The sequence below is a fragment of the Pseudomonas sp. TE4620 genome (genome assembly GCF_056279045.1).
Map to the genome: position 1 here is coordinate 244666 of NZ_JBWBQO010000001.1, position 26529 is coordinate 271194.

30 protein-coding genes and 1 tRNA gene are annotated in these 26529 nt (G+C 62.1%); 27 read left to right on the plus strand and 4 right to left on the minus strand.

The window, feature by feature from the left end; genetic code table 11:
* Positions 1–14: 14 nt before the first annotated feature.
* Both ACZ9A3_RS01180 and ACZ9A3_RS01185 read right to left on the minus strand, forming a co-directional pair.
* The gene (locus ACZ9A3_RS01180; protein ID WP_093388073.1) at positions 15–680 is read right to left on the minus strand and encodes a hypothetical protein; all 666 of its coding nucleotides are present in this window, start codon (positions 678–680) and stop codon (positions 15–17) included.
* A gap of 289 nt (positions 681–969) precedes the next feature.
* Positions 970–1446 carry an N-acetyltransferase family protein gene (locus tag ACZ9A3_RS01185; RefSeq protein ID WP_476252051.1) on the minus strand — a complete coding sequence of 159 codons (477 nt, stop codon included), beginning with the start codon at positions 1444–1446 and terminating at the stop codon, positions 970–972.
* A 138-nt stretch (positions 1447–1584) separates the two neighbouring features.
* Here ACZ9A3_RS01185 and sodC point away from each other — a divergent pair, with 138 nt between their 5' ends.
* On the plus strand, positions 1585–2097 hold the full coding sequence (gene sodC / locus ACZ9A3_RS01190) for a superoxide dismutase [Cu-Zn] SodC (protein ID WP_476252052.1): 513 nt from the start codon (positions 1585–1587) through the stop codon (positions 2095–2097).
* Between the two features lie 72 nt (positions 2098–2169).
* Complete coding sequence (locus ACZ9A3_RS01195; protein ID WP_093388223.1) at positions 2170–2475, plus strand: HigA family addiction module antitoxin; 306 nt, start codon at positions 2170–2172, stop codon at positions 2473–2475.
* A gap of 49 nt (positions 2476–2524) precedes the next feature.
* Here ACZ9A3_RS01195 and ACZ9A3_RS01200 read toward each other — a convergent pair.
* A tRNA-Leu gene (locus ACZ9A3_RS01200) sits at positions 2525–2609 on the minus strand.
* 108 nt (positions 2610–2717) lie between these two features.
* On the opposite strand from ACZ9A3_RS01200, the gene queA reads away from it, so the two are divergent.
* The 6 genes from queA to ACZ9A3_RS01230 all read left to right on the plus strand — a co-directional run bounded on the left by queA (position 2718) and on the right by ACZ9A3_RS01230 (position 8799).
* On the plus strand, positions 2718–3767 hold the full coding sequence (gene queA / locus ACZ9A3_RS01205; protein ID WP_123564392.1) for a tRNA preQ1(34) S-adenosylmethionine ribosyltransferase-isomerase QueA: 1050 nt from the start codon (positions 2718–2720) through the stop codon (positions 3765–3767).
* A 14-nt stretch (positions 3768–3781) separates the two neighbouring features.
* A complete protein-coding gene (tgt, locus tag ACZ9A3_RS01210; RefSeq protein WP_162195925.1) occupies positions 3782–4897 on the plus strand; it encodes a tRNA guanosine(34) transglycosylase Tgt in 1116 nt (371 codons plus the stop codon).
* Positions 4898–4944: 47 nt separating this feature from the next.
* The gene (yajC, locus tag ACZ9A3_RS01215) at positions 4945–5280 is read left to right on the plus strand and encodes a preprotein translocase subunit YajC (RefSeq protein WP_010223473.1); all 336 of its coding nucleotides are present in this window, start codon (positions 4945–4947) and stop codon (positions 5278–5280) included.
* A 63-nt stretch (positions 5281–5343) separates the two neighbouring features.
* Positions 5344–7209 (plus strand): protein translocase subunit SecD, encoded by a 1866-nt coding sequence (gene secD / locus ACZ9A3_RS01220; protein ID WP_045196186.1) that lies wholly within the window; start codon positions 5344–5346, stop codon positions 7207–7209.
* Between the two features lie 9 nt (positions 7210–7218).
* Positions 7219–8130: a protein translocase subunit SecF gene (gene secF, locus ACZ9A3_RS01225; protein WP_045196188.1), complete on the plus strand. Its 912-nt coding sequence runs from the start codon at positions 7219–7221 to the stop codon at positions 8128–8130.
* Between the two features lie 120 nt (positions 8131–8250).
* The gene (locus ACZ9A3_RS01230; protein ID WP_045196190.1) at positions 8251–8799 is read left to right on the plus strand and encodes a glycine zipper 2TM domain-containing protein; all 549 of its coding nucleotides are present in this window, start codon (positions 8251–8253) and stop codon (positions 8797–8799) included.
* A 126-nt stretch (positions 8800–8925) separates the two neighbouring features.
* Here ACZ9A3_RS01230 and suhB read toward each other — a convergent pair whose 3' ends face one another.
* Positions 8926–9744: a type III secretion system regulator SuhB gene (gene suhB, locus ACZ9A3_RS01235; RefSeq protein WP_010223469.1), complete on the minus strand. Its 819-nt coding sequence runs from the start codon at positions 9742–9744 to the stop codon at positions 8926–8928.
* Positions 9745–9889: 145 nt separating this feature from the next.
* On the opposite strand from suhB, the gene trmJ reads away from it, so the two are divergent.
* From trmJ to der, 19 genes are all read left to right on the plus strand, one after another.
* The gene (trmJ, locus tag ACZ9A3_RS01240; protein ID WP_476252053.1) at positions 9890–10648 is read left to right on the plus strand and encodes a tRNA (cytosine(32)/uridine(32)-2'-O)-methyltransferase TrmJ; all 759 of its coding nucleotides are present in this window, start codon (positions 9890–9892) and stop codon (positions 10646–10648) included.
* A complete protein-coding gene (gene cysE, locus ACZ9A3_RS01245; RefSeq protein WP_045196194.1) occupies positions 10649–11431 on the plus strand; it encodes a serine O-acetyltransferase in 783 nt (260 codons plus the stop codon).
* Between the two features lie 153 nt (positions 11432–11584).
* Entirely contained in the window at positions 11585–12076 is a 492-nt protein-coding gene (iscR, locus tag ACZ9A3_RS01250; RefSeq protein ID WP_036993915.1) for a Fe-S cluster assembly transcriptional regulator IscR, read from the plus strand.
* A 42-nt stretch (positions 12077–12118) separates the two neighbouring features.
* Positions 12119–13333, plus strand: coding sequence for an IscS subfamily cysteine desulfurase (locus ACZ9A3_RS01255; protein ID WP_045196198.1), 1215 nt, complete (start codon positions 12119–12121; stop codon positions 13331–13333).
* A 46-nt stretch (positions 13334–13379) separates the two neighbouring features.
* Positions 13380–13766, plus strand: a complete 387-nt coding sequence (gene iscU, locus ACZ9A3_RS01260) for a Fe-S cluster assembly scaffold IscU (protein ID WP_002552476.1) — start codon at positions 13380–13382, stop codon at positions 13764–13766.
* 28 nt (positions 13767–13794) lie between these two features.
* The gene (iscA, locus tag ACZ9A3_RS01265; RefSeq protein WP_045196204.1) at positions 13795–14118 is read left to right on the plus strand and encodes an iron-sulfur cluster assembly protein IscA; all 324 of its coding nucleotides are present in this window, start codon (positions 13795–13797) and stop codon (positions 14116–14118) included.
* A gap of 8 nt (positions 14119–14126) precedes the next feature.
* On the plus strand, positions 14127–14648 hold the full coding sequence (gene hscB, locus ACZ9A3_RS01270) for a co-chaperone HscB (RefSeq protein WP_045196206.1): 522 nt from the start codon (positions 14127–14129) through the stop codon (positions 14646–14648).
* Between the two features lie 42 nt (positions 14649–14690).
* The gene (gene hscA / locus ACZ9A3_RS01275; protein WP_195885705.1) at positions 14691–16553 is read left to right on the plus strand and encodes a Fe-S protein assembly chaperone HscA; all 1863 of its coding nucleotides are present in this window, start codon (positions 14691–14693) and stop codon (positions 16551–16553) included.
* 3 nt (positions 16554–16556) lie between these two features.
* Complete coding sequence (gene fdx / locus ACZ9A3_RS01280; protein WP_476252054.1) at positions 16557–16898, plus strand: ISC system 2Fe-2S type ferredoxin; 342 nt, start codon at positions 16557–16559, stop codon at positions 16896–16898.
* A gap of 13 nt (positions 16899–16911) precedes the next feature.
* Positions 16912–17112 (plus strand): Fe-S cluster assembly protein IscX, encoded by a 201-nt coding sequence (gene iscX, locus ACZ9A3_RS01285; protein ID WP_045196212.1) that lies wholly within the window; start codon positions 16912–16914, stop codon positions 17110–17112.
* Between the two features lie 91 nt (positions 17113–17203).
* On the plus strand, positions 17204–17629 hold the full coding sequence (ndk, locus tag ACZ9A3_RS01290; protein ID WP_007964426.1) for a nucleoside-diphosphate kinase: 426 nt from the start codon (positions 17204–17206) through the stop codon (positions 17627–17629).
* Between the two features lie 28 nt (positions 17630–17657).
* Positions 17658–18803, plus strand: coding sequence for a dual-specificity RNA methyltransferase RlmN (gene rlmN, locus ACZ9A3_RS01295; RefSeq protein WP_045196215.1), 1146 nt, complete (start codon positions 17658–17660; stop codon positions 18801–18803).
* Positions 18804–18816: 13 nt separating this feature from the next.
* Positions 18817–19575: a type IV pilus biogenesis/stability protein PilW gene (gene pilW / locus ACZ9A3_RS01300; RefSeq protein ID WP_476252055.1), complete on the plus strand. Its 759-nt coding sequence runs from the start codon at positions 18817–18819 to the stop codon at positions 19573–19575.
* Positions 19575–20585, plus strand: a complete 1011-nt coding sequence (locus ACZ9A3_RS01305; protein WP_093388094.1) for a RodZ domain-containing protein — start codon at positions 19575–19577, stop codon at positions 20583–20585. The genes pilW and ACZ9A3_RS01305 overlap by 1 nt, the downstream gene beginning before the upstream one ends.
* Before the next feature lie 3 nt (positions 20586–20588).
* Complete coding sequence (gene ispG / locus ACZ9A3_RS01310; RefSeq protein WP_038997015.1) at positions 20589–21698, plus strand: flavodoxin-dependent (E)-4-hydroxy-3-methylbut-2-enyl-diphosphate synthase; 1110 nt, start codon at positions 20589–20591, stop codon at positions 21696–21698.
* A 28-nt stretch (positions 21699–21726) separates the two neighbouring features.
* Positions 21727–23016 (plus strand): histidine--tRNA ligase, encoded by a 1290-nt coding sequence (hisS, locus tag ACZ9A3_RS01315; RefSeq protein WP_045196222.1) that lies wholly within the window; start codon positions 21727–21729, stop codon positions 23014–23016.
* Positions 23017–23088: 72 nt separating this feature from the next.
* Complete coding sequence (locus tag ACZ9A3_RS01320) at positions 23089–23697, plus strand: tetratricopeptide repeat protein (RefSeq protein WP_176470444.1); 609 nt, start codon at positions 23089–23091, stop codon at positions 23695–23697.
* A complete protein-coding gene (gene bamB, locus ACZ9A3_RS01325) occupies positions 23690–24841 on the plus strand; it encodes an outer membrane protein assembly factor BamB (protein WP_045196225.1) in 1152 nt (383 codons plus the stop codon). Before ACZ9A3_RS01320 ends, bamB begins: the two co-directional genes overlap by 8 nt.
* 116 nt (positions 24842–24957) lie before the next feature.
* Positions 24958–26421, plus strand: a complete 1464-nt coding sequence (gene der / locus ACZ9A3_RS01330) for a ribosome biogenesis GTPase Der (protein WP_045196227.1) — start codon at positions 24958–24960, stop codon at positions 26419–26421.
* Positions 26422–26529 lie beyond the last annotated feature (108 nt).

The window sequence follows — 26529 nt, forward strand, 5'->3', positions numbered from 1 at the left end:
AAGCCGCAGGATGATCAGGGCTTGGGCAGATCATGGCTGGCCCATTCCAGGTAGCGGATGATCCGCTCCTTGTAGTGCAGGTGATCACGCACCACCATCAGGCCGAACCACAGCACCAGCAACACGGCGAAGGTCAACAGGATGACCAGGTTGCCTTTGCCGAACGCCCACAGCTCGGTGAGCTTGGCCTTCTCGGCGGCGATGGTGGCGAGGAAGGTGATGATCGCCACGAACATCGCGTTCTGGGTCAGGTTCAACGACTTTGGCGGGTTTTCGGAGATCTTCGCAAACGCCGCGATCTCGCCAGCCTGGGCTGCACTGACAGCGTTCTGCTCAAGCATCTGCAGGAAATGCGCGTAGCGCAGGTAGCTGTCGCGCTGCAGCAGCGGCTGGCTGGCGATGGCGTGGCGTTGATACAGGCTTTTGAACTGCTCGGCGACAAAGTACTCACGGGCCAGCAACATCGCCCACATGCACAGGCTGGTGCTGAGCATCACCGTGACCGGGCCTAGGGGGTGTTGTTGCACGCTGAACGAGGCGCTGACCACCAGGACGGTTGCCAGCACCACCAGCCAGGTCGGCAACAGGTGCGGGGCCAGCGGATTGTTGCGGATGGCGTGCCAATAGTTCGGGCGGCTGCGTTTGTAGAGCTGCAGCATTTCGCTCCATTGTTGAAACATCGTTACCTCATGGGCAGGGGCTTACCTTGAGGATAACGGCCGCGCCGGGGAAATCATCACTGGGTTTTGGCGGATGTGTTCTCGGCTTGTTGCAAACCCAGTCCCACGGACAACCAGGTAAGGCTTGCAAGGCCGGCTCCTACAGTGGACCTGTGTTCGCCCAATCCTGTGGGAGCTGGCCCTGCCAGCGATCGAGCGCGAAGCGCTCGCTATTAGTGGGCTATCCGGACGCAGGTCAACGCTCGATGGTTTCACAAATCGCATCCATCTGAATCTGGTGCTCGATCGATTACAGCGCCTGCTTCATCTGCACCAGCGCCACCCGGGTATTGCCAGGGCCCTGGCGCTCCTCGATGGCAAAAGGCTCAAAGCCCAGCTGTGGATAAAGCAGCAGCCCGGCGGCATTGCTGTTGAAACACGACACCTGCACCTCGCGCGCTTCGAACTGGCTGCGAGCCAGCTCGATCATGCTCTGCACCAGATAACGTGCCACGCCATGACCGCGCGCGGCGGGGGCCACCACCACATTGCCGAGGGCGCACACGCCGCCGTGCTCGGCCTTGTAGAAGTTGGCAAAGGCCAGCACCGTCCCGTCGCCCTCGACCACAGTGGAGCCGCTGCGCTGGGCGATGGCCTCGCTCAATTGCGCGGGTGTCAGCGGGTACGCAGCTTTGGGGAACATGTAGAACAGCTCGTCAGGGCCTTGGGGGAAGCAGCAGATGGCAGCGATGTCCTGAGGCTGGACGGGGCGGTGGGTCAATTGCATGGCGCGACTCGATCAGCAAATGAGGGGAACAGTGATCCTACACACTTCGACAAAGCTGGTAATGGAATCCCCACGCTGCGCCAGGGTCCACCTTGATAAGGTGCCCTTCGGCTGCATCGACCCACAAGGAGCAACATCATGAAAGCACTTCTGTTCACCGCCGCCCTGGCAACAGCGGGCCTGGCTCAGGCCCAGACCGTGGAAATGGCCCTGGTGGGCGCCGACGGCAGCGCCAAACCTGTCGGTACCATTACCCTTGAACAGAATAAGTACGGCACTTTGCTCACGCCTGACCTGCGCGACTTGCCGCCGGGCGTACACGGCTTTCACCTGCACGAAAACCCCTCCTGCGCACCGGCCACCGCCGACGGCAAGACCACGCTGGCAGGTTCTGCGGGCGGGCATTGGGACCCGCAGCAGAGTAAAAAACACCTGGGCCCGTACGACGATGCCGGGCACAAGGGCGACTTGCCCGCCTTGTATGTCAGCGCCGACGGCACCGCCCGCTACCCGGTCCTGGCCCCACGCCTGAAGGCCGACGAGTTCAAGGGCCATGCGCTGATGGTGCATGGCGGCGGCGATAACCACAGCGATCACCCGCAGGCGTTGGGTGGTGGTGGGGCGCGGATTGCGTGTGGGGTGGTGCAATAAAGGGCTATCCACTGCGCAATGCGCTAGGCCTGCACGTGTTGCAATAACGGACTTTCACTGAGGTGCATCATGATCTGCAAAAACGCCATGCGTCCGGTACACCCAGGGGAAGTCCTGCGCGAAGATTTTCAGAGTGAGTTGGGTGTTAGTGTCGCCGCTTTGGCTCGCGCGTTGGGCGTGTCTGTCTCTGCGATAAATGCGGTTCTTTCTCGACGTCGTGGCGTTTCGGCAGACATGGCCTTGCGCCTCGCCACTTGCCTGGACACTACGCCGGAGTTCTGGCTCAACCTGCAGACGGCGTTTGACCTGCGCACGGCCGAGTTGAATCACGGCGATGAGATCCACCGGCAAGTGCGGCGCCTGGTGGCTTGTGCTTGAATTGCCGGGCACAAAAAAACCGACCCTGGGGTCGGTTTCTTTTTGCGTTTGGTGCCCCGAGGGAGACTCGAACTCCCACTCCTTTCGAAAACGGATTTTGAATCCGCCGCGTCTACCAATTCCGCCATCAGGGCTTGTGGCGGCGAAGTATAGAGAGGCGCCTACCGTTGGTCAATCAGCTTTCATGGTCAATTTTCACGGTTTCGGCTAAACTTTCCGGCCCTGTCGAACCGAACACCATCATGCGCGTCGCCGATTTCTCCTTTGAGCTCCCTGATTCCCTGATCGCTCGCCATCCGCTGGCGCAGCGCCATAGCAGCCGGCTGTTGACCCTGGACGGGCCGAGCGGGGCACTGGCGCATCGCCAGTTCACCGACCTGCTCGAGCATCTGCGCCCGGGCGATCTGATGGTGTTCAACAATACCCGGGTGATTCCGGCGCGTCTGTTCGGCCAGAAGGCCAGCGGCGGCAAGCTGGAAATCCTCGTCGAGCGCGTGCTCGACAGCCACCGGGTACTGGCCCACGTGCGTTCGAGCAAGGCGCCCAAGCCTGGCACGCAGATTCTCATCGATGGCGGTGGCGAGGCCGAGATGTTCGCCCGTCACGATGCGCTGTTCGAGCTGCGTTTTGCCGAAGAGGTACTGCCGCTGCTTGATCGCGTTGGCCACATGCCGCTGCCGCCGTATATCGACCGTCCGGATGAAGGCGCCGACCGCGAGCGCTACCAGACGGTGTACGCCGAGCGCGCTGGCGCCGTGGCCGCGCCAACCGCCGGCCTGCACTTCGACGAAGAACTGCTGGCCAAAATCGCCGCCAAGGGCGTGGAAACCGCCTTTGTCACTCTGCATGTAGGTGCTGGTACCTTCCAGCCGGTGCGGGTCGAGCGCATCGAAGATCACCACATGCATAAAGAGTGGCTGGAGGTCGGCCAGGATGTGGTTGACGCCGTGGCTGCCTGCCGGGCCCGTGGCGGGCGCGTGGTTGCCGTGGGCACCACCAGCGTGCGTTCGCTGGAAAGCGCCGCCCGTGATGGCGAGCTCAAGGCCTTCAGTGGCGATACCGATATCTTCATCTTCCCGGGCCGGCCGTTCCATGTGGTCGATGCCCTGGTGACCAACTTCCATTTGCCTGAATCCACGCTGCTGATGCTGGTTTCGGCCTTCGCCGGTTACCCCGAGACCATGGCTGCCTACGCGGCGGCGGTCGAACACGGGTACCGCTTCTTCAGTTACGGTGATGCCATGTTCATCACCCGCAATCCGGCGCCACGCGGCCCCGAGGATCAAGCATGAGTCGCACCTGTCGTATGTCCTTCGAATTGCTCGCCACTGACGGCAAGGCCCGTCGCGGCCGCCTGACTTTCCCGCGTGGCGTGGTCGAGACCCCGGCGTTCATGCCGGTGGGCACCTATGGCACGGTCAAGGGCATGCTGCCGCGCGACATCGAGGCGATCGGCGCGCACATGATCCTCGGCAACACCTTCCACCTGTGGCTGCGCCCGGGCACCGAGGTGATCAAGGCACACGGCGACCTGCACGACTTCATGAAGTGGCAGGGCCCGATCCTCACCGACTCCGGCGGTTTCCAGGTGTTCAGCCTGGGCGCCATGCGCAAGATCCGCGAAGAGGGCGTGACCTTCGCCTCGCCGGTCGACGGCTCCAAGGTGTTCATGGGCCCGGAAGAGTCGATGCAGGTCCAGCGTGACCTGGGCTCGGACGTGGTGATGATCTTCGACGAATGCACCCCGTACCCGGCCGATGAAGACGTCGCCCGGGTGTCCATGGAGTTGTCCCTGCGCTGGGCACAGCGCTCGAAGAACGCCCACGGCGACAGCACTGCGGCGCTGTTCGGCATTGTTCAGGGTGGCATGCACGAGAACCTGCGCATGCGCTCGCTCGAAGGCCTGGAAAAGATCGGCTTCGACGGCCTGGCCATCGGCGGCCTGTCGGTGGGCGAGCCCAAGCACGAAATGATCAAGGTCCTGGACTACCTGCCAGGGCGGATGCCGGCTGACAAACCTCGTTACCTTATGGGGGTAGGCAAGCCGGAAGATCTCGTTGAGGGTGTGCGCCGCGGCGTCGACATGTTCGATTGCGTGATGCCCACGCGCAACGCGCGCAACGGCCATCTGTTTGTCGATACCGGCGTGCTGAAAATCCGTAACGCGTTCCATCGCCACGATGATTCGCCCCTGGACGCGACCTGCGATTGCTATACCTGCCAGAACTTCTCCCGCGCGTATCTGCATCATCTGGATAAATGCGGCGAAATGTTGGGCAGTATGTTGAATACGATCCATAACTTGCGTCATTACCAGCGCTTGATGGCTGGTTTACGCGAGGCTATTCAACAAGGTACATTGGCCGCCTTTGTCGATGCCTTTTACGCCAAGCGCGGGCTGCCTGTGCCGCCCTTGGACTGATGTTCTGTCGATCCCTAACAAGTACTGATTTGCAACTGGAGTGCTAAATGAGCTTTCTGATCCCTGCCGCATACGCGGACGCAGCTGCCCCAGCCGCCGGCCCAGCCGGTACTGGCTTCGAGTGGATTTTCCTGGTCGGTTTCCTGGTCATCTTCTACCTGATGATCTGGCGCCCGCAGGCCAAACGTGCCAAAGAGCAGAAAAACCTGCTGAGCAACCTGCAAAAAGGTGACGAAGTTGTCACCAACGGCGGTATCGCCGGCAAGATCGTCAAAGTTGCCGACGACTTCGTGGTTCTGGAAGTGTCCGACAACGTCGAGCTGAAGTTCCAGAAGGGCGCCGTAGCCGCGACCCTGCCTAAAGGCACGCTCAAAGCGATCTAAGTTTCAGTTTTTTACCAATCGACGGGGCGCGCAAGGCGCCCCGCGTCTTGAACGGGCGGCGTGATGCTGAACAAATACCCTCTGTGGAAATACGCACTGATCCTGGTGGTACTGGCGATCGGTTTTATTTATTCCGCTCCCAACCTCTACCCTGATGATCCGGCCGTTCAGGTCAGCGGTGCCAGTACTGCACTGCAGGTCACTCAGGCCGATCTGGACCGCGTGAGCAAGGCGCTCAACGAGTCCGGTATCCAGGTCAAGGCCGCGAGCCTGGGCGAGAAGGGCAAGGTTGGCCTGGTGCGCCTGAGCAAACAGGAAGACCAACTGCCAGCCAAGGATGTAGTGCGCAAGGCGCTGGGCGACGACTATGTAGTAGCGCTCAACCTGGCCCCGACTACCCCGCAATGGCTGCGCAACCTGGGCGCAAGCCCGATGAAGCTGGGCCTGGACCTTTCCGGTGGTGTGCACTTCCTGCTTGAAGTGGACATGGACAAAGCCATGTCGGCGCGCCTGAAAGTCTACGAAGGCGAAGTCAAGAGCCTGCTGCGCAAAGAGCGCGTGCGCTATCGCAGCCTGCCGCAACAAGATGGCGGCATCCAGCTGGGCTTCTCCGATGACGAATCCCGCGAACAGGCCCGCAGCCTGATCCGCAAGAATTTCAACGATTTCGAGCTGACCACCACCGAGCGCAACGGTCTGTCGGTGCTGCGCCTGGCGATTACCCCGGCCAAGGTCGCGGAAATCCGTGAATACTCGATCAAGCAGAACCTGACCACGGTACGTAACCGCGTCAACGAGCTGGGTGTAGCCGAGCCACTGGTTCAGCGCCAGGGTGCCAACCGCATCGTGGTCGAGCTGCCAGGCGTGCAGGACACCGCCGAAGCCAAGCGTATTCTCGGCAAGACCGCCAACCTCGAATTCCGCCTGGGTGCTGAGCCTGGTGCCTCGAAAGCCACCACCGAAACCTTCGAGTTCCGTGAAGGCGGTCGTTCGGCTGCGGTCGAGCGTGGCCTGATCATCACCGGTGACCAGGTGACCGACGCCCAGGCCAGCTTCGACGAGCAGGGCCGTCCGCAGGTGAACATCCGTCTGGATGGTCATGGTGGCGAGCTGATGAGCCGTGCTACCCGTAGCAACGTCGGCCGCAGCATGGCGGTGATCTTCATCGAGCAGCGTCCAACTACGCGCTACGTCAAGCAGATGGTCGACGGCGTCGAGAAAGACGTTGCCGTGCAGACTTTCACCGAAGAGAAGAAGATCATCAGCCTGGCGACCATCCAGTCGCCACTGGGCAGCCAGTTCCGCATCACCGGCCTGAACGGTCAGGGCGAGTCGTCGGAACTGGCCCTGCTGCTGCGTGCTGGTGGCCTGGCGGCGCCGATGTACTTTGCTGAAGAGCGCACCATTGGCCCGAGCCTGGGTGCCGACAACATCACCAAGGGTATCGACGCATCCCTGTGGGGCATGCTGTTTGTCTCGCTGTTCATCATGGCCATCTACCGCTTCTTCGGCCTGATCGCGACCATCGCCCTGGCCGGTAACATGGTCATGCTGCTGGCGCTGATGTCGCTGCTGGGGGCAACGCTGACCCTGCCGGGTATCGCCGGTATCGTCCTGACCATGGGTATGGCGGTTGACGCCAACGTGCTGATCTTCTCGCGGATCCGCGAAGAGCTGGCCAACGGCATGTCGGTGCAACGCGCCATCCACGAAGGTTTCAACCGTGCCTACACGGCGATTGTCGACGCCAACCTGACCACCTTGCTGGTCGGCGGCATCCTCTTCGCCATGGGTACCGGCCCGGTCAAGGGCTTCGCGGTTACCATGTCCCTCGGGATTTTCACCTCGATGTTCACGGCCGTCATGGTCACCCGTGCAATGGTCAACCTGACCTGCGGCGGGCGTGATATCAAGAAGCTGTGGGTATAAGGGGCTGCCATGTTACGTACAATCAACTTCATGGGTGTGCGCAACCTTGCGTTCGGCATCACCCTGCTTCTGACCGTGCTGGCGCTGTTCAGCTGGTTCTACAAAGGCCTCAACTTTGGTCTGGACTTCACCGGCGGTACGCTCATCGAGCTGACCTACGAGCGTCCAGCCAACCTTGGCGAGGTCCGTGAAGAGCTGGTCAAGGCCGGCTTCCAGGACGCCGTGGTGCAGAGTTTCGGTGCTACCACCGACCTGCTGGTGCGTATGCCGGGCGATGATCCGCAACTGGGTAACCGAGTGTCCGAGGCGCTGCAAAAGGTCAGCACCGACAACCCGGCGGTGGTCAAGCGTGTCGAGTTCGTTGGCCCGCAGGTCGGTGAAGAGCTGCGCGACCAGGGTGGCCTGGGCATGCTTCTGGCCCTGGGCGGCATCATGATCTACCTGGCCTTCCGCTTTCAGTGGAAGTTCGCCCTGGGTGCGATCCTGTCGCTGATCCACGACGTGGTCGTGACCATGGGTATCCTCTCGTTCTTCCAGATCACCTTCGACCTGACGGTGCTGGCGGCGGTGCTGGCGATCATTGGCTACTCGCTCAACGACACCATCGTCGTATTCGACCGGGTACGTGAGAACTTCCGGGTTCTGCGCAAGGCTTCGCTGATCGAGAACATCAACATTTCGACCACCCAGACCCTGCTGCGGACCGTGGCGACCTCGGTGTCGACCTTGCTGGCGATTGCCGCGCTGCTGTTCTTCGGTGGCGACAACCTGTGGGGCTTCTCCCTGGCGCTGTTCATCGGTGTCATGGCCGGTACCTACTCGTCGATCTACATCGCCAACGTGGTGCTGATCTGGCTGAACCTGAACAGTGAAGACCTGATCCCGACGGTGAAAGCCGAAGGTGTGGACGACCGTCCATAAGGGAATTTCCCGCACTGTTGGTCGTACAAAAGGGCGCGAGTGTTGAACTCGCGCCTTTTTTTATGCTCCAAGGCAGGGAGAAGGCGGGCAATGTTCCGCAGGTACGATCAGGAGGTTCAGGTGAACAAATCGATGCTGGTGGGTGCGGTTCTGGGTGCTGTCGGTGTAACAGCCGGAGGTGCTGTTGCCACCTACAGCCTGGTCAAGGGCGGGCCGGAATACGCCGAAGTTTTGGCGGTGCAGCCGGTCAAGCAGACGGTCAAGACACCCCGTGAAGTGTGCAAGGACGTCACTGTGACGCGTCAGGCGCCGGTCAAGGATCAACACCAGATTGCCGGTACCGTGGTCGGTGCGCTGGCAGGTGGCCTGCTGGGTAACCAGATCGGTGGCGGTACCGGCAAGAAGATCGCGACCGTGGCCGGTGCGGTCGGTGGCGGCTATGCCGGCAACAAGGTGCAGGAAGGCATGCAGGAGCGTGATACCTACACCACCACGCAAACCCGCTGCAACACGGTCAACGACCTGAGCGAGAAGGTGGTCGGCTATGACGTGAAGTACTCGATCGGCGACAAGGTCGGTCAAGTGCGCATGGACCGTGACCCGGGTTCGCAAATTCCGCTGGATAAAGAAGGCAAGCTGGTACTGAGCCAGGCCCAGGCTGGCCAGTAATCTACTGTAGGAGCGGGCTTGCCCCGCGATGCGGTGTAACGGTTAGATCGCTATCGCGGGGCAAGCCCGCTCCTACAGGCCAAAAAAAAGCACCCCGAAGGGTGCTTTTTTTGTGCTCGATCGTACTTAGCGTTTGATCGAAGCAGGCAGGTGCGGCTGGATGGCAGTCAGAACGGCCTTGAAGCACTTGGTGTTACCGGCAACGATGTGACCCTTCTCGAGGAAGTCGTGGCCACCGGTGAAGTCGCTCACCAGGCCGCCCGCTTCCTGGATCAGCAGGGCGCCTGCAGCCATGTCCCACTCCGACAGGCCCGATTCCCAGAAGGCATCGAAACGACCGGCGGCAACGTAGGCCAGGTCCAGGCTGGCAGCACCGGCGCGGCGGATGCCGGCGGTCTGGCCAACCAGGGCGCGGAACATGCCCAGGTAGTTGTCCAGGTCAGCCATCTGGTTGTCGCGGAACGGGAAACCGGTACCCAGCAGGGCGCCTTCCAGGCTGGTGCGAGGGCTGACGCGCAGGCGGCGGCCGTTCAGCTGGGCGCCACGGCCACGGCTGGCGGTGAATTCTTCCTGGCGGACAGGGTCCAGCACCACGGCGTGCTCAAGGCGGCCACGGTATTTGCAGGCAATGCTGACAGCAAAGTGCGGAACGCCACGCAGGAAGTTGGTGGTGCCATCCAGTGGGTCGATGATCCACAGGTAGTCCTTGCCTTCTTCGCCGCTACCGGCATGCAGGCCGGTCTCTTCGCCGTAGATGGAGTGGTTCGGGTAGGCCTTGCGCAGGGCATCGATGATTTTCTGCTCTGCGGCGCGATCGACTTCGGAGACGTAATCCTTGGCGTCTTTTTCATCAACCTTGATGCTATCCAGGCGCTCGATGGAGCGGAAAATCAATTCACTGGCGCTGCGGGCGGCGCGCAGCGCGATATTCAGCATGGGCTGCATGGACGTTTCACCTGGGTCGTTAAAGAAAGCCGAACATTCTAGCAGAAAACTTTGCGCGAAGAAGGGTGACATTTGCTTTCGTAGCGTAAAGTCGGTCGCTTCTGTAAGATTTGCTCCCCCTTCGCAACGTCTGTGAGCGCTCGCCTTGCTGCAAAATATTCGTGTTGTTCTGGTCAATACCAGCCACCCCGGCAATATCGGCGGCGCTGCGCGTGCCATGAAAAACATGGGCTTGTCGCGCTTGGTGCTGGTCGATCCGCAGCATTTTCCCTCGCCCGAGGCGGATGCCCGTGCGTCGGGTGCCGATGATGTGCTGGGCGGCGCACAAGTGGTCGCCACCCTTGAAGAGGCGCTGGTCGGCTGCAACCTGGTGTTCGGTACCAGTGCCCGCGAGCGCCGCATCCCCTGGCCGCTGGTCGACCCGCGCGAGTGCGCCAGCAAGGTCCTCGAGCATGCCGTTCAGGGCGAAGAGATTGCCCTGGTGTTCGGCCGTGAGCACGCCGGCCTGACCAACGAAGAGCTGCAGCGTTGCCATTTCCATGTGCACATCCCCTCGAACCCGGACTTCAGCTCGCTGAACCTCGGCGCCGCAGTGCAGGTGCTGGCCTATGAGGTGCGCATGGCCTGGCTGGCGCAGGAAGGGCAGGCGTCGCCGGTGGAAGTAGTCGACAGCAGCGAGCTGGCGACCATGGATGAAATGGAGCTGTTCTACCAGCACCTGGAAAAGACCCTGGTCGATATCGGCTTTCTCGACCCGCTCAAGCCCAGGCACCTGATGCCGCGCCTGCGTCGCCTGTACGGGCGCAGCTCGGTGGATCGTTCGGAAATGAGTATTTTGCGCGGCATTCTCACCGAAACCCAGAAAGCGGCCCGTGGCGAGCCGCATAAGCGCAAGGATCAATAGATGTTCGAGCGTCTGCGTGAAGATATCCAGAGCGTTTTCCACCGCGACCCGGCGGCGCGCAATGCCTTTGAAGTGCTGACCTGCTACCCCGGCATGCACGCGATCTGGCTGCATCGCGCGGCGCACGCGCTGTGGCGACGGGACTGCAAGTGGCTGGCGCGGCTGGTGTCGAACTTCGGCCGCTGGCTGACCGGGATCGAGATTCACCCTGGTGCCAAGGTGGGGCGGCGCTTCTTCATTGACCACGGCATGGGCATCGTCATCGGCGAAACCGCCGAGATCGGCGACGACGTCACTCTGTACCAGGGCGTGACCCTGGGCGGCACCACCTGGAACAAGGGCAAGCGTCACCCGACCCTGGAAGACGGCGTGGTCGTTGGTGCCGGGGCCAAGGTGCTGGGGCCGTTCACCGTCGGCGCCGGAGCCAAGATCGGCTCCAACGCGGTGGTCACCAAGGCGGTACCGGCCGGCGCGACTGCGGTGGGTATCCCCGGGCGGATCATCGTCAAGACCGATGCCGAGGTCGAGGCCCGGCGCAAGGCCATGGCCGAGAAGATCGGCTTCGATGCCTATGGCGTCAGCGAAGACATGCCCGACCCGGTGGCCCGCGCCATTGGTCAGTTGCTTGACCACCTGCAGGCGGTCGACGGGCGCCTGGAAGACATGTGCGGCGCGCTTAAGAATCTTGGCAGCGACTACTGCGCCAAGGAGCTGCCGGCACTGCGTGAAGAGGACTTCGCCGAGATCAAGGATGAGGCCCGCAGCGACGCGTCGACGCATTGACAGAAGGGGCGTGCGCAAGCGCCCCTTAGTTTGCTATCATTCCGCCGCCCTCTTGCGGTAAACCCGACTAAAGCACTAGGTCTTATAGTTGACTTAAATGCTCGGGAATAGCATACTCGCTCCCATCCCGTAACCCCGTGGTACCTACTAGCCATGCGACTGACTACAAAAGGCCGATACGCCGTGACCGCCATGCTCGACCTGGCGTTGCACGCGCAGAATGGGCCGGTGTCTCTGGCCGACATTTCCGAGCGCCAAGGCATTTCCCTCTCTTATCTGGAGCAGCTGTTTGCAAAGCTGCGCCGCAGCAGCCTGGTTTCCAGTGTGCGCGGCCCTGGCGGCGGCTACCAGCTGTCGCGAAGCATGGAGAGCATTCAGGTCGCCCAGGTCATCGACGCGGTCAACGAATCGGTCGATGCCACGCGCTGCCAGGGGCTGGGTGATTGCCACGCCGGCGACACCTGCCTGACCCACCACCTGTGGTGCGACCTCAGCCAGCAGATTCACGAATTCCTCAGCGGCATCAGCCTGGCTGACCTTGTCACTCGCCGTGAGGTACAAGAAGTCGCCCAGCGCCAGGACCTGCGTCGTATCGCAGGCCGGGCACCGCAGCTGGACAAGATTGAGACGTCCGCCGTCGAATGACCGTTTCGACGCGCGGCGCGACCGCCTGATAGGAGATATTCAATGAAGTTGCCGATCTACCTCGATTACTCCGCGACCACCCCGGTCGATCCACGCGTTGCCCAGAAGATGAGCGACTGCCTGCTGGTCGACGGGAACTTCGGTAACCCGGCGTCGCGCTCCCACGTCTTTGGCTGGAAAGCCGAAGAAGCGGTCGAGAACGCCCGTCGCCAGGTCGCCGACCTGGTCAATGCCGACCCGCGTGAAATTGTCTGGACCAGCGGTGCCACCGAGTCCGACAACCTGGCAATCAAGGGCGTCGCGCACTTCTATAGCACCAAGGGCAAGCACCTGATCACCTCCAAGATCGAGCACAAGGCTGTCCTGGACAGCACTCGTCAGCTGGAGCGTGAAGGCTTTGAAGTGACCTACATCGAGCCAGGCGCCGATGGCCTGATCACTCCGGCCATGGTTGAAGCTGCCCTGCGTGAAGACACCATTCTGGTGTCGATCATGCACGTGAACAACGAAATCGGCACCATCAACGACATCGCCGCCATTGGCGAGCTGACCCGCGCCCGCGGCGTCATGTTCCACGTCGATGCCGCGCAGTCCACCGGCAAGGTCGAGATCGACCTGCAAAAGCTCAAGGTCGACCTGATGTCGTTCTCGGCGCACAAGACCTATGGCCCTAAAGGCATTGGCGCGCTGTACGTCAGCCGCAAGCCTCGCGTGCGCCTGGAAGCTACCATGCACGGCGGCGGTCACGAGCGCGGCATGCGTTCGGGCACCCTGGCCACCCACCAGATCGTCGGCATGGGCGAAGCCTTCGCCATCGCCAAAGAGCTGATGGCCAGCGAGAACCTGCGCATCAAGGCCCTGAGCGACCGCTTCTACAAGCAGGTTGAAGGCCTCGAAGAGCTGTACATCAACGGCAGCATGACCGCGCGCATTCCGCACAACCTGAACCTGAGCTTCAACTACGTCGAAGGCGAGTCGCTGATCATGGCGCTCAAGGACCTGGCCGTTTCGTCCGGCTCGGCCTGTACTTCGGCTTCGCTCGAGCCGTCCTACGTGCTGCGTGCCCTGGGCCGCAACGACGAACTGGCACATAGCTCGATCCGCTTTACCTTCGGTCGCTTCACCACCGAAGAAGAAATCGACTACGCCGCGCAGAAGGTTTGCGAGGCCGTAACCAAGCTGCGCGAATTGTCGCCGCTGTGGGATATGTACAAAGACGGCGTCGACATCTCCAAGATCGAGTGGGCTGCGCACTAAGTAGTCGCCGGCAAGAGCGGCTCTCTGATGAGGAAGGAATTGCACCATGGCATACAGTGAAAAGGTCATCGACCACTACGAAAACCCGCGTAACGTCGGCAAGATGAATGCCGAGGACCCGGATGTCGGCACCGGCATGGTCGGCGCTCCGGCGTGCGGCGACGTCATGCGCCTGCAGATCAAGGTCAACGAGCAGGGCGTTATCGAAGACGCCAAGTTCAAGACCTACGGCTGCGGTTCGGCCATCGCTTCCAGCTCCCTCGCTACCGAGTGGATGAAGGGCAAGACCCTGGACGAAGCGGAAACCATCAAGAACACCCAGCTGGCCGAAGAACTGGCGCTGCCGCCGGTTAAAATCCACTGCTCGGTACTCGCCGAGGACGCCATCAAGGCGGCCGTGCGCGATTACAAGCAGAAGAAAGGTTTGCTCTAAGGTCGCCTGTTGCAGGTAAGGAGTCTCGATGGCTATCAGCATGACAGAAGCCGCCGCCAAACATGTGCGGCGCTCCCTCGACGGACGCGGCAAGGGTGAAGGTATTCGCCTTGGCGTGCGCACCACTGGCTGCTCGGGCCTGGCCTATGTGCTGGAGTTCGTCGATGAAGTAACCTCCGATGACCAGGTCTTCGAAAGCCATGGCGAAAAGGTCATCATCGATCCGAAAAGCCTGACGTACCTCGACGGTACCGAGCTGGATTTCGTCAAGGAAGGGTTGAACGAAGGCTTCAAGTTCAACAACCCCAACGTGCGCGGTGAGTGTGGCTGCGGCGAAAGCTTCAACGTCTGAGGCTGCGCGTGGGTACTCCTTGTCATTTCGCCCTGTTTGACCTGCAACCTGGCTTCCGTCTGGACCTCGACAAGCTGGCTGTTCGCTATCGCGAGCTGGCCCGCGAGGTCCATCCGGATCGCTTCGCCGATGCCTCCGAACGTGAACAGCGCATTGCGCTGGAGCGTTCGGCTGCGCTGAACGAGGCCTACCAGACTCTCAAGAGCGCGCCCCGGCGTGCCCGCTACCTGTTGGCGATCGGCGGCCATGAAGTGCCGCAGGAAGTCACCGTCCATGATCCCGAGTTCCTGCTGCAGCAGATGCAGCTGCGTGAAGAGCTCGAAGACCTCCAGGACAGTGCCGACCTCGATGGCGTGGCCGTCTTCAAGCGTCGCTTGAAAGCCGCCCAGGAAGCACTCAACGAGGACTTCGCCGCCTGCTGGGATGATCCTGCGCAGCGTGAACAGGCCGAGCGCCTGATGCGCCGCATGCAGTTTCTCGACAAGCTCGCCTACGAAGTGCGCCAGCTGGAAGAGCGCCTCGACGATTAACCCGGCGCTGCTTCTGGCGGCGCCCCTGGTATTCAGATAAGCATGGCCCTACTGCAGATCGCCGAACCCGGTCAGAGCCCCCAGCCGCACCAGCGTCGCCTGGCGGTGGGTATTGACCTTGGTACCACCAATTCCCTGGTTGCTGCCCTGCGCAGCGGCCGCAGCGAGCCCCTGCCCGATGCCCAAGGCCGGGTGATCCTGCCGTCCGCAGTGCGCTATCACGCTGACCACATCGATGTCGGCCAGAGCGCCCGCGACGCCGCCTCCAGCGACCCGCTCAACACCGTGCTGTCGGTCAAGCGCCTGATGGGCCGTGGCCTGGCAGACGTCAAGCAACTGGGTGAGCAACTGCCGTACCGCTTTGTCGGTGGCGAGTCGCACATGCCGTTCATCGACACCGTTCAGGGCCCGAAAAGCCCGGTGGAAGTCTCGGCCGACATCCTCAAGGTGCTGCGCCAGCGCGCCGAAGAGACCCTTGGCGGCGAACTGGTTGGCGCGGTGATCACCGTGCCGGCGTATTTCGACGACGCCCAGCGCCAGGCCACCAAGGACGCCGCGCGTCTGGCCGGCCTGAACGTGTTGCGCCTGCTCAACGAGCCGACCGCGGCGGCCGTGGCCTATGGCCTGGACCAGAATGCCGAAGGCCTGGTGGCCATCTATGACCTGGGTGGCGGTACTTTCGATATCTCGATCCTGCGCCTGACCGGCGGTGTCTTTGAAGTGCTGGCCACCGGTGGCGACAGCGCCCTGGGCGGCGACGACTTCGACCATGCCATCGCCAGCTGGATTGTCGAGCAGGCCGGCTTGTCCTCGGACCTCGATCCGGGTGCCCAGCGCCAGCTGCTGCAGACCGCCTGCGCAGCCAAAGAGGCCCTGACCAATGCTGATGTGGTCACGGTCGCCTATGGCAACTGGCAGGCCGAGCTGACCCGCAGTGCCTTCGATGCCCTGATCGAGCCCATGGTCGCCCGCAGCCTCAAGGCCTGCCGCCGCGCCGTGCGTGACAGCGGCGTCGAGCTCGAAGAAGTTGCCGCAGTGGTCATGGTCGGTGGTTCGACCCGCGTGCCGCGTGTGCGCGAGGCCGTCGGCACGTTGTTTGGGCGTACCCCGCTGACCGAAATCGACCCGGACCAGGTAGTCGCCATCGGCGCCGCCATCCAGGCCGATACCCTGGCTGGCAACCGCCGTGATGGTGGCGAATTGCTGCTGCTGGACGTGATTCCGTTGTCCCTGGGTCTGGAAACCATGGGTGGGCTGATGGAGAAGGTGATTCCGCGCAACACCACCATCCCGGTTGCCCGCGCCCAGGAGTTCACCACCTACAAAGATGGCCAGTCGGCCATGATGATTCATGTGCTGCAGGGCGAGCGCGAACTGATCAGTGACTGCCGCTCCCTGGCGCGCTTCGAACTGCGTGGCATTCCGGCGATGGTCGCCGGTGCGGCGAAGATCCGCGTGACCTTCCAGGTCGATGCCGACGGCCTGCTCAGCGTTTCGGCGCGCGAGCTGGGCTCGGGCGTCGAATCGAGCATCCAGGTCAAGCCGTCCTACGGCCTGACCGACGGCGAAATCGCCCGTATGCTCAAGGACTCCTTCGAGCATGCCGGTTTCGACAAGGTGGCGCGCCAGCTGCGCGAGCACCAGGTCGACGCCGAGCGCCTGCTCGAAGCGGTGCAGGGCGCCCTGGACGCCGATGGCGAACGCCTGCTGGACGCCGAAGAGCGCCTGGCAATCGAGCAACAGATGCAAGACTTGCGTGATTTGATCAACGGCACCGATGGCGCGGCCATCGAGCAACAGACCAAGCGTCTGTCGCAGGTGACCGATGCCTTTGCCGCCCGTCGCCTTGATTCGACGGTAAAAGCCGCTTTGGCCGGGCGCAACCTGAATGAGATCGAGGAATAACTGATGCCGCAGGTGATTTTTCTGCCCCACGAGAGATTCTGCCCGGATGGCATGGTCGTGGAGGCCGAGACCGGGAAATCCATTCTCGAGGTGGCCCATGACAACCACATTGAGATCGAAAGCGCTTGTGGTGGCGTCTGCGCCTGTACCACGTGCCACTGCGTCATTCGCGAAGGTTTCAAATCGCTCAATGAGGCTGACGAGCTGGAAGAGGACTTCCTGGATCGCGCATGGGGCCTTGAGCCTACGTCGCGCCTGACCTGTCAGGCCGTGGTCGGTACCGAGGATGTAACTGTCGAGATTCCGAAATACTCGCTCAACCACGCTGCCGAAGCGCCGCATTGATCCTGGAGCCGACATGAGCCTGAAATGGGTTGATGTACTTGAAATTGCAATCCAGCTTGCCGAAAGCAAGCCGGAAGTCGATCCTCGTTATGTGAACTTCGTCGATCTGCACCGTTGGGTGCTGGCATTGCCGGAATTCAGTGACGATCCGACCCGTGGCGGCGAGAAGGTTCTCGAAGCCATCCAGGCGGCCTGGATCGAAGAAGCCGACTGAGCGCGCTCGGCAGGTTAGGCAATCCCCCGGAACCCGCGTATAATTCGCGGGTTTAATTTTTCGCTTCACTCAACGTTTCTGGAGTTTCACCATGGCTGTTCAACGTACTTTCTCGATCATCAAGCCTGACGCCGTTGCTAAAAACGTGATCGGCGAGATCACCACCCGTTTCGAAAAAGCCGGCCTGCGCGTCGTTGCCTCGAAACTCAAGCAACTGTCCAAAGCCGAAGCCGAAGGCTTCTACGCTGAGCACAAAGAGCGCGGCTTCTTCGGCGACCTGGTTGCCTTCATGATCTCCGGTCCTGTTGTTGTCCAGGTTCTGGAAGGCGAAAACGCCATCGCTCTGAACCGTGAGCTGATGGGCGCTACCAACCCTAAAGAAGCTGCTGCCGGCACCATCCGTGCTGACTTCGCCGAGTCCATCGACGCCAACGCCGTTCACGGTTCGGACTCCGAAGCCGCCGCTGCTCGCGAAATCTCGTACTTCTTCGCAGCTACCGAGGTAACCACTCGCTAAGCGAAAGCTTACGGGTGAGGGTGAATCCATGACGACATCGACTGGCAAAACTAACCTGTTGGGGCTTACCCAGCCGGAAATGGAAAAATTCTTCGACTCTATCGGGGAGAAGCGTTTCCGTGCCGGTCAGGTAATGAAATGGATTCACCACTTTGGCGTCGATGATTTCGACGCCATGACGAATGTCGGCAAGGCCTTGCGCGAAAAGCTCAAGGCTGTTGCCGAGATTCGCGGTCCGGAAGTGGTCAGCGAGGACATCTCCAGCGACGGCACCCGTAAATGGGTGGTGCGCGTGGCGTCCGGCAGCTGCGTCGAGACCGTGTACATCCCCCAGGGCAAGCGTGGCACCCTGTGTGTCTCGTCCCAGGCCGGTTGCGCCCTGGACTGCAGTTTCTGCTCCACCGGCAAGCAAGGATTCAACAGCAACCTCACCGCCGCCGAAGTGATCGGCCAGGTGTGGATTGCCAACAAGTCGTTCGGCAGCGTGCCGGCCACCATCGACCGTGCCATCACCAACGTGGTGATGATGGGCATGGGTGAGCCACTGCTGAACTTCGACAACGTGGTCGCCGCCATGCACCTGATGATGGACGACCTCGGCTACGGCATTTCCAAGCGCCGGGTGACCCTGTCCACTTCCGGCGTGGTACCGATGATCGAAGAGCTGGCCAAGCACATCGACGTCTCCCTGGCCCTCTCGCTGCACGCGCCGAACGATGCCCTGCGCAACGAGCTGGTACCGCTCAACAAGAAGTACCCGCTCAAGGTCCTGCTCGAAGCCTGCATGAACTACATGTCGCAGCTGGGCGAAAAGCGCGTGCTGACCATTGAGTACACCCTGCTCAAGGACGTCAACGACAAGCTCGAACACGCCGTGGAAATGGCCGAGTTGCTCAAGAACGTGCCGTGCAAGATCAACCTGATTCCGTTCAACCCGTTCCCGCATTCCGGTTACGAGCGGCCGAGCAACAACGCCATCCGTCGTTTCCAGGACCACCTGCATCACGCCGGCTACAACGTTACCGTGCGCACCACCCGTGGTGAAGACATCGACGCGGCGTGCGGCCAGCTGGTCGGCCAGGTGATGGACCGCACCCGCCGCAGCGAGCGCTATATCGCCGTACGTCAGTTGAATGCCGACGGTGACGTGCAAGAAAGCGCTGCGCGCAACTGAAGAGAGGACCTCCATGACCCTGCGCTTCGCGCTGTCGATCCTGGCGCTCGCCCTGCTTGCAGGTTGCGTGTCCGGCGGGAGTTCGGACGCGCTGGGCAGTCGTGAAGGTCGCGAGCAGGCACGCCAAGCCTATGTGCAGTTGGGCCTGGGTTATTTGCAACAAGGTTTGACCGAGCAGGCCAAGGCGCCGCTGAAAAAAGCCCTCGACCTCGATAGCCAGGATGCCGCAGCCCATGCGGCCCTGGCTTTGGTGTTTCAGGCCGAAGACGAGCCGGAACTGGCCGAGGCGCACTTTCGCAAGGCCCTGGCCCGGCGCCCGGACGAAACCCGAATTCGCAACAATTACGGCAGTTTCCTTTATGCTCGTGGGCAATACGCCCAGGCGCAGCAGATGTTTGCCCAAGCGGCGGCCGATACCCTGTATCCTGAACGCTCCCGGGTGTTCGAGAACCTTGGCCTGACCGCGCTCAGGCTGGGGCAGCGCGCCGAAGCGCAGGAATACCTGGTAAAAGCTTTGCGACTCAACCAGCAGCAGCCGCGCGCGTTGCTGGAAATGGCTGAGTTGTCTTACGAAGACAGGCATTATGTGCCGGCCCGTGACTACTACGATCGTTTCAGCCAGCTGAGCGACCACAGTGCCCGCAGCCTGCTGCTGGGCAGCCGCCTGGCCAGCGTCTTCGAAGAACGGAACAAGGCCAGCGAACTGGGCCTGCAATTACAACGACTTTATCCCGGTACGCCGGAATATCAGCAATACCTGTCGGAGCAATGATGAAAGCGGCGCATCCCGAAGCAGCAGCAGCGACTCGCGAAAATCCCGGTGAAATCCTGCGTCAGGCCCGCGAGAGCAGGGACTGGTCCCAGGCCGAAGTGGCCCGCAAGCTCAACCTCACCGTGAGTTCCCTGAACAATCTAGAAGCCGGCGCCTTCGACAAGCTGCCGGGGCATACCTTTGCCCGTGGCTACATACGCGCCTATGCCAAGCTGCTGGACATGGACCAGGCTGCCCTGGTGCAGGCTTTCGACCAGTGCACCGGCACTCACGCCCAGGGCAGCGACGTTCACGCCCTTGGCCGCATCGAAGAGCCGGTGCGCCTGTCCCACAACATCCTGCGTATCGTCAGCCTGGTGCTGCTGGTGGTGGTGATCGGTGGTGGCTTCTTCTGGTGGCAGGACCAGACCAGCCTGCGTGGCAAGGACCTGGCCAACATGGCCCTGGAGCACGTCGAAGTCGAAAGCGCCGACGGCACCACCCAGATTCACCCGCTGGACGAGCCTGAAGACCAGGCTGTGAGCGCTGGCCAGCAACCGCAAAGCACTGCCTTGAGCCTTGAGCAGGCCCCGACAGAACCGGCTGGCGCCGCACCTGCCGAACAAGCACCGGCCAGCCCTGCTGCCACGCCTGCTGCGCCTGCCGCCAGCGCCGCGACCACGCCGGTTGTACCGGCTCCAGCGCCAGCCCCGGTGGCGCCCGTGGTCAACAGTGCAGTGGTTGCCGCTGCGCCAGCAGCACCTGCTGTCGCCGCTCCAGCCCCGGCCGGTAGCGGCCAGCTGCACATGCAATTCAACGCCGATTGCTGGACCTCGGTCACCGACGGCAACGGCAAGCTGCTGTTCAGCGCCATCAAGCGCAAGGGCGACAGCCTGGACCTGACCGGCAAGCCGCCGTTTTCGGTACGCCTGGGCTTTGCCCGCGGCGTGCAGGTCAGCTACAACGGCCAGCCTGTCGACGTTGCGCCGTTCACCAGTGGCGAGACCGCTCGCCTGAAGTTGGGACAATAAGTCATGCACGGCGAATCTCCGATCAAACGTCGCGAATCCCGGAAAATCTGGGTAGGTAATGTGCCTGTTGGCGGCGATGCTCCCATCGCGGTCCAGAGCATGACCAACACCGACACCAATGACGTGGCCGCGACCGTGGCGCAGATCAACCGCCTGATCGATGCCGGCGTCGACATCGTGCGCGTCTCGGTACCGGACATGGACGCTGCCGAGGCCTTCGGCAAGATCAAGCAGCAGGTCAGCGTACCGCTGGTTGCCGACATCCATTTCGACTATCGCATCGCCTTGCGCGTGGCCGAACTGGGCGTTGACTGCCTGCGCATCAACCCGGGCAACATCGGTCGTGAAGACCGCGTTCGGGCGGTGGTCGATGCCGCCCGCGATCGCGGTATTCCGATCCGTATCGGCGTCAACGCCGGTTCCCTGGAAAAAGACCTGCAGAAAAAGTACGGCGAGCCGACCCCGGCGGCGCTGGTCGAGTCCGCCATGCGTCATGTCGAGCACCTCGACCGCCTGGATTTCCAGGACTTCAAGGTCAGCGTTAAAGCCTCTGACGTGTTCATGGCCGTCGAAGCCTACCGCCTGCTGGCCAAGCAGATCATCCAGCCGCTGCACCTGGGCATCACCGAAGCCGGCGGCCTGCGCTCGGGCACGGTGAAATCCGCGGTGGGCCTCGGTATGCTGCTTGCCGACGGGATTGGCGATACTATTCGCATTTCGCTGGCCGCCGACCCGGTCGAAGAGGTCAAGGTCGGCTACGACATCCTCAAGTCCCTGCACCTGCGTTCGCGTGGCATCAACTTCATCGCCTGCCCGAGCTGCTCGCGGCAGAACTTCGATGTGGTCAAGACCATGAACGAGCTGGAAGGGCGCCTGGAAGACCTGCTGGTACCGCTGGACGTCGCCGTGATCGGTTGCGTGGTCAACGGCCCGGGCGAGGCCAAGGAAGCCCACGTGGGGCTCACCGGTGGCACGCCGAACCTGATCTACATCGACGGCAAGCCTGCGCAGAAGCTGACCAATGACAACCTGGTCGATGAGCTGGAAAAGCTCATCCGCCAGAAAGCGGCTGAAAAAGCCGAGGCCGACGCGGCGCTGATCGCCCGTGGCTGACTGACACAGAATTGTTAAGGGATTTTCCGTGAGCAAATCGCTGCAAGCCATTCGTGGCATGAACGACATCCTGCCCGAGCAGACGCCGCTGTGGCGTTATTTCGAGAACACCGTGGCCGGCCTGCTGGATACCTATGGCTATCGCCAGATCCGCACGCCGATCGTCGAGTTCACCGAGCTGTTCAAGCGCTCGATCGGCGAAGTCACCGACATCGTCGAAAAAGAGATGTACACCTTCGACGATCGTAACGGCGACTCCCTGACCTTGCGCCCGGAAGGCACCGCCGCCTGCGTGCGCGCCGTGCTCGAGCACGGCATCACCGGCAGCGGCCAGGTGCAGAAACTCTGGTACATCGGCCAGATGTTCCGTCACGAGCGCCCGCAGAAAGGCCGTTATCGCCAGTTCAACCAGATTGGCGTTGAAGTCTTCAACCTCGACGGCCCGGATATCGACGCCGAGCTGATCATGCTCACCTGGCGCCTCTGGGGCCAGTTGGGCATTCGCGACGCGGTCAAGCTCGAACTCAACAGCCTGGGTACCAGCGAAGCCCGGGCCCGCTACCGTGACGCGCTGGTCGAGTTCCTCTCGGCGCGCCTGGAGCACCTGGACGAAGACAGTCAGCGCCGCCTGAAAAGCAATCCGCTGCGCATCCTCGACAGCAAGGACGCCAATACCCAGGCGGTGCTGGTCGATGCGCCGAAGCTCGAAGACTACCTGGACGAAGAGTCCCGCGTGCACTTCGAGGGCCTCAAGGCACGCCTGGATGCCGCCGGCATTCCGTTCGTGATCAACACCAAACTGGTGCGCGGCCTGGACTACTACAGCAAGACCGTTTTCGAATGGGTCACCGACAAGCTCGGCTCCCAGGGCACCGTATGTGCCGGTGGTCGCTACGACGGCCTGGTCGAGCAGATGGGCGGCAAGCCGACCCCGGGCGTTGGTTTCGCCATGGGTATCGAGCGCCTGATCCTGCTGCTGGAAACCCTCGAGCAGGTACCCGAGTCGATCAACCGTCAGGTCGACGTCTACCTGTGCGCCTTCGGCGAGCAGGCCGAGCTTGCCGGCCTGGCCCTGAGCGAGCGCCTGCGTGACCGTCTGCCGAACCTGCGCCTGCAGGTCAACGCCGGTGCTGGCAGCTTCAAGAGCCAGTTCAAGAAGGCCGACAAGAGCAACGCGCTGTTCGCCTTGATCCTGGGGGACGACGAGCTGGCGCAACAAGTGGTAGGTTTCAAACCCCTGCGCGGTCAGGGCGAACAACAAAACATTGCCTGGGATGCTCTGGCAGAGCACCTGGAAGCCTCGCTCGCGCAGGCGTGAGGCGAGTCAACAGCCGATTTGGTGAAAAGGAGTATTGGGGTGTCGAGTACCGATGATGAACAACTGGTCGCGATGAAGGACTGGTGGGACCGCAATGGCAAGCCGCTGGTAACCGGTGGCCTGCTGGCGCTGGTCGTGGTGTTCGGCTGGCAAGCCTGGCAGAAATACCAGACCAACCAGTCGCAAGGCGCCTCGAACCTTTACCAGGCCCTGCTGGAGACTACCCTGACGCCAAGCGGCGAGCCCGACGCGGCCAAGGTTGCCGAGCTGTCCGGCAAACTCAAGAACGAATTCGGCGGCTCGGCCTATGCCCAGTACGCCAGCCTGTTCGTCGCCAAGGTAGCCGTCGAGAGCGGCAAGCTCGATGACGCCGCGGCCGAGCTCAAGCTGGTGATGGACAAGCCGGCCGACGCGACCCTGGGTGAAATCGCCCGTCAGCGCCTGGCCCGTGTGCTGGCCGCGCAGAAAAAGGTCGACGAAGCGCTGAAGCTGCTCGAAGGCGATGCCGACAAGGCGTTCCTGGCCAGCCGCGAAGAGCTCAAGGGCGACCTGCTGGTGCAACTGGGCCGCGCTGGCGACGCCCATGCCGCTTACGAAAAAGCCAAGGCTGCGCTGTCTGACGACGCCGCGATCGGTGGCCTGCAACTCAAGCTCGACGACCTGGCCAAAGGGGATGCGTGACGTGATCGGTTGGAAACATGCAGCAGTGCTGACCCTGGCCCTTCTGGCCGTGGGTTGCAGCAGCAACAGCAAAAAGGAATTGCCACCGGCCGAACTCACCAAGTTCACCGAAGAAGTGGTCCTGAAGAAGCAGTGGAGCCGTTCGATCGGTGACGGTCAGGGCGAAACCTTCAACATGCTGGTGCCGGCGATCGAAAACGACCGCATCTACGCCGCCGATGTTACCGGCGTGGTGATGGCGCTGGATCGCAGCAACGGCGACGTGGCCTGGAAGAAGGACCTCGAACTGCCAGTGTCCGGTGCCGTTGGCGTCGGTTACGGCATGGTCATGCTCGGCACCCTCAAGGGCGAAGTGATTGCCCTGGATGCCAGCACCGGTGAGGAGCGCTGGCGCTCGCGCGTTACCAGTGAAGTGCTGGCGCCACCAGCGACCAACGGTGACGTGGTGGTAGTACAGACCCAGGACGACCGCGTCATTGGCCTGGACGCCAGCACCGGCGACCGTCGCTGGATCTACGAAAGCACTCCGGCGGTACTGACCCTGCGCGGTACTGGCGCTCCAATCGTGACCAACCGTCTGGCCGTTGCTGGCCTTTCGACCGGTAAAGTGGTTGCCCTCGACACCCAGAACGGTGCACCGGTCTGGGAGCAGCGTGTGGCCATCCCGCAAGGTCGCTCGGAGCTCGACCGGGTTGTGGATATCGACGGCGGCCTGCTGCTGTCCGGCGGTACCCTGTACGTTTCCAGCTACCAGGGCCGCGTTGCCGGCCTGGACCTGGAGAGCGGCCGGTTGCTGTGGCAGCGTGATGCTTCCAGCTACACCGGTGTGGCCCAGGGCTTCGGTAACGTCTACGTGAGCCTGGCTTCGGGCACTGTGGAAGGCATCGACGAGCGCTCGTCCAGCGCCCTGTGGAGCAACGATTCGCTGGCACGCCGCCAGCTGTCGGCGCCGGAAGTGTTCTCCAGCTACGTAGCGGTGGGTGACCTGGAAGGCTACCTGCACCTGCTCAGCCAGGTCGATGGTCGTTTCGTCGGTCGTGAGCGTATCGACAGCGATGGCCTGCGCGCCCGTCCGCTGGTGGTGGGTGACACCATCTATGTGTACGGCAACAGCGGCAAGCTCGAGGCGCTGACCATCCGCTGAGGCTATGCTTGAGGCCATGCCGGCCTCGGGCTGCGGCACTTCGGGTGCCGCTCGAACTCCGGCCGCTGCAGTGCAGCGGCCTTTGTATTTTTCGAATTTATGAAGTGGAGAGCCGAATGGTTCCCGTAATCGCCCTGGTGGGCCGACCGAACGTCGGTAAATCCACCATGTTCAACCGCCTGACCAGGACCCGCGACGCTATCGTCGGCGACCTGTCCGGGCTGACCCGAGACCGCCAGTACGGTGAAGCGCGCTGGCAAGGCCGTTCGTACATCCTGGTCGACACCGGTGGTATTTCCGGTGACGAAGAAGGCATGGACGAGAAAATGGCCGAGCAGTCGCTGCTGGCCATTGAAGAAGCCGATGTGGTCTTGTTCCTGGTCGATGCCCGCGCCGGTCTGACCGCCGCCGACCAGATGATTTCCGAGCACCTGCGCAAGCGCAACAAACGCTCGTTCCTGGTTGCCAACAAGATCGACAACATCGACCCGCTGGCCGCCATCGCCGAATTTTCGCCACTGGGCATGGGTAACGCCATTGGTGTTGCCGGCGCCCAGGGCCGTGGCGTCAACAACCTGCTGGAAGCGGTGCTGAGCGACTTCCCGCGGGACAAGGACGAGGAAGAGATCGACACCGACGTCGCTGAAGGCGAGGAAGCGGTGCGTATCCCTGGCCCGAGCGAAAAAGACGGGATCAAGATCGCCATCATCGGCCGGCCTAACGTCGGCAAGTCGACCCTGGTCAACCGCATGCTCGGTGAAGAACGGGTCATCGTCTATGACCAGCCCGGCACCACCCGCGACAGTATCTACATTCCCTTCGAGCGTAACGAAGAGAAATACACCCTGATCGACACCGCCGGGGTGCGCAAGCGCGGCAAGATCCACGAAGAAGTCGAGAAGTTCTCCGTGGTCAAGACCCTGCAGGCGATCAAGGACGCCAACGTGGTGATCTTCGTCATGGACGCCCGCGAAGGCGTGGTCGACCATGACCTGAACCTGCTGGGCTTTGCCCTGGAAGCCGGACGCGCCATCGTTATCGCCCTGAACAAGTGGGACGGCATGCAGCCGAGCGAGCGCGACTACGTGAAGACCGAGCTGGAACGCCGGCTGTTCTTCGTCGACTTCGCCGACATCCACTTCATCTCGGCGCTGCACGGCACTGGCGTGGGTAACCTGTACCAGTCGGTGCAGAACTCGTTCAAGTCGGCGGTGACCCGCTGGCCGACCAGCCGCCTGACCCAGATCCTCGAAGATGCGGTCAGCGAGCACCAGCCGCCGATGGTCAACAGCCGCCGGATCAAGCTGCGCTATGCCCACCTCGGTGGCGCCAACCCGCCGATCATCGTGATCCACGGCAACCAGGTCGAGAAGGTACCCAAGTCCTACTCGCGCTACCTGGAAAACACCTACCGCCGCGTGCTCAAGCTGGTCGGTACGCCGATCCGCATCGAGTACAAGGGCAGTGACAACCCGTACGAAGGCAACAAGAACACGCTGACCGACCGCCAGGTCAACAAGAAGCGTCGCTTGATGTCGCACCACAAGAAAGCCGAGAAGAAGCGTAAAGACAAGCGCTAGAAGCATCGCGGGGCAAGCCCGCTCCTACGGGAGCGGGTTTGACCGGCGATTGGCCTGCGACCGTAACAACCTTTTTCCTGACTGATCAATCCGCTATGCTCGGTCCCA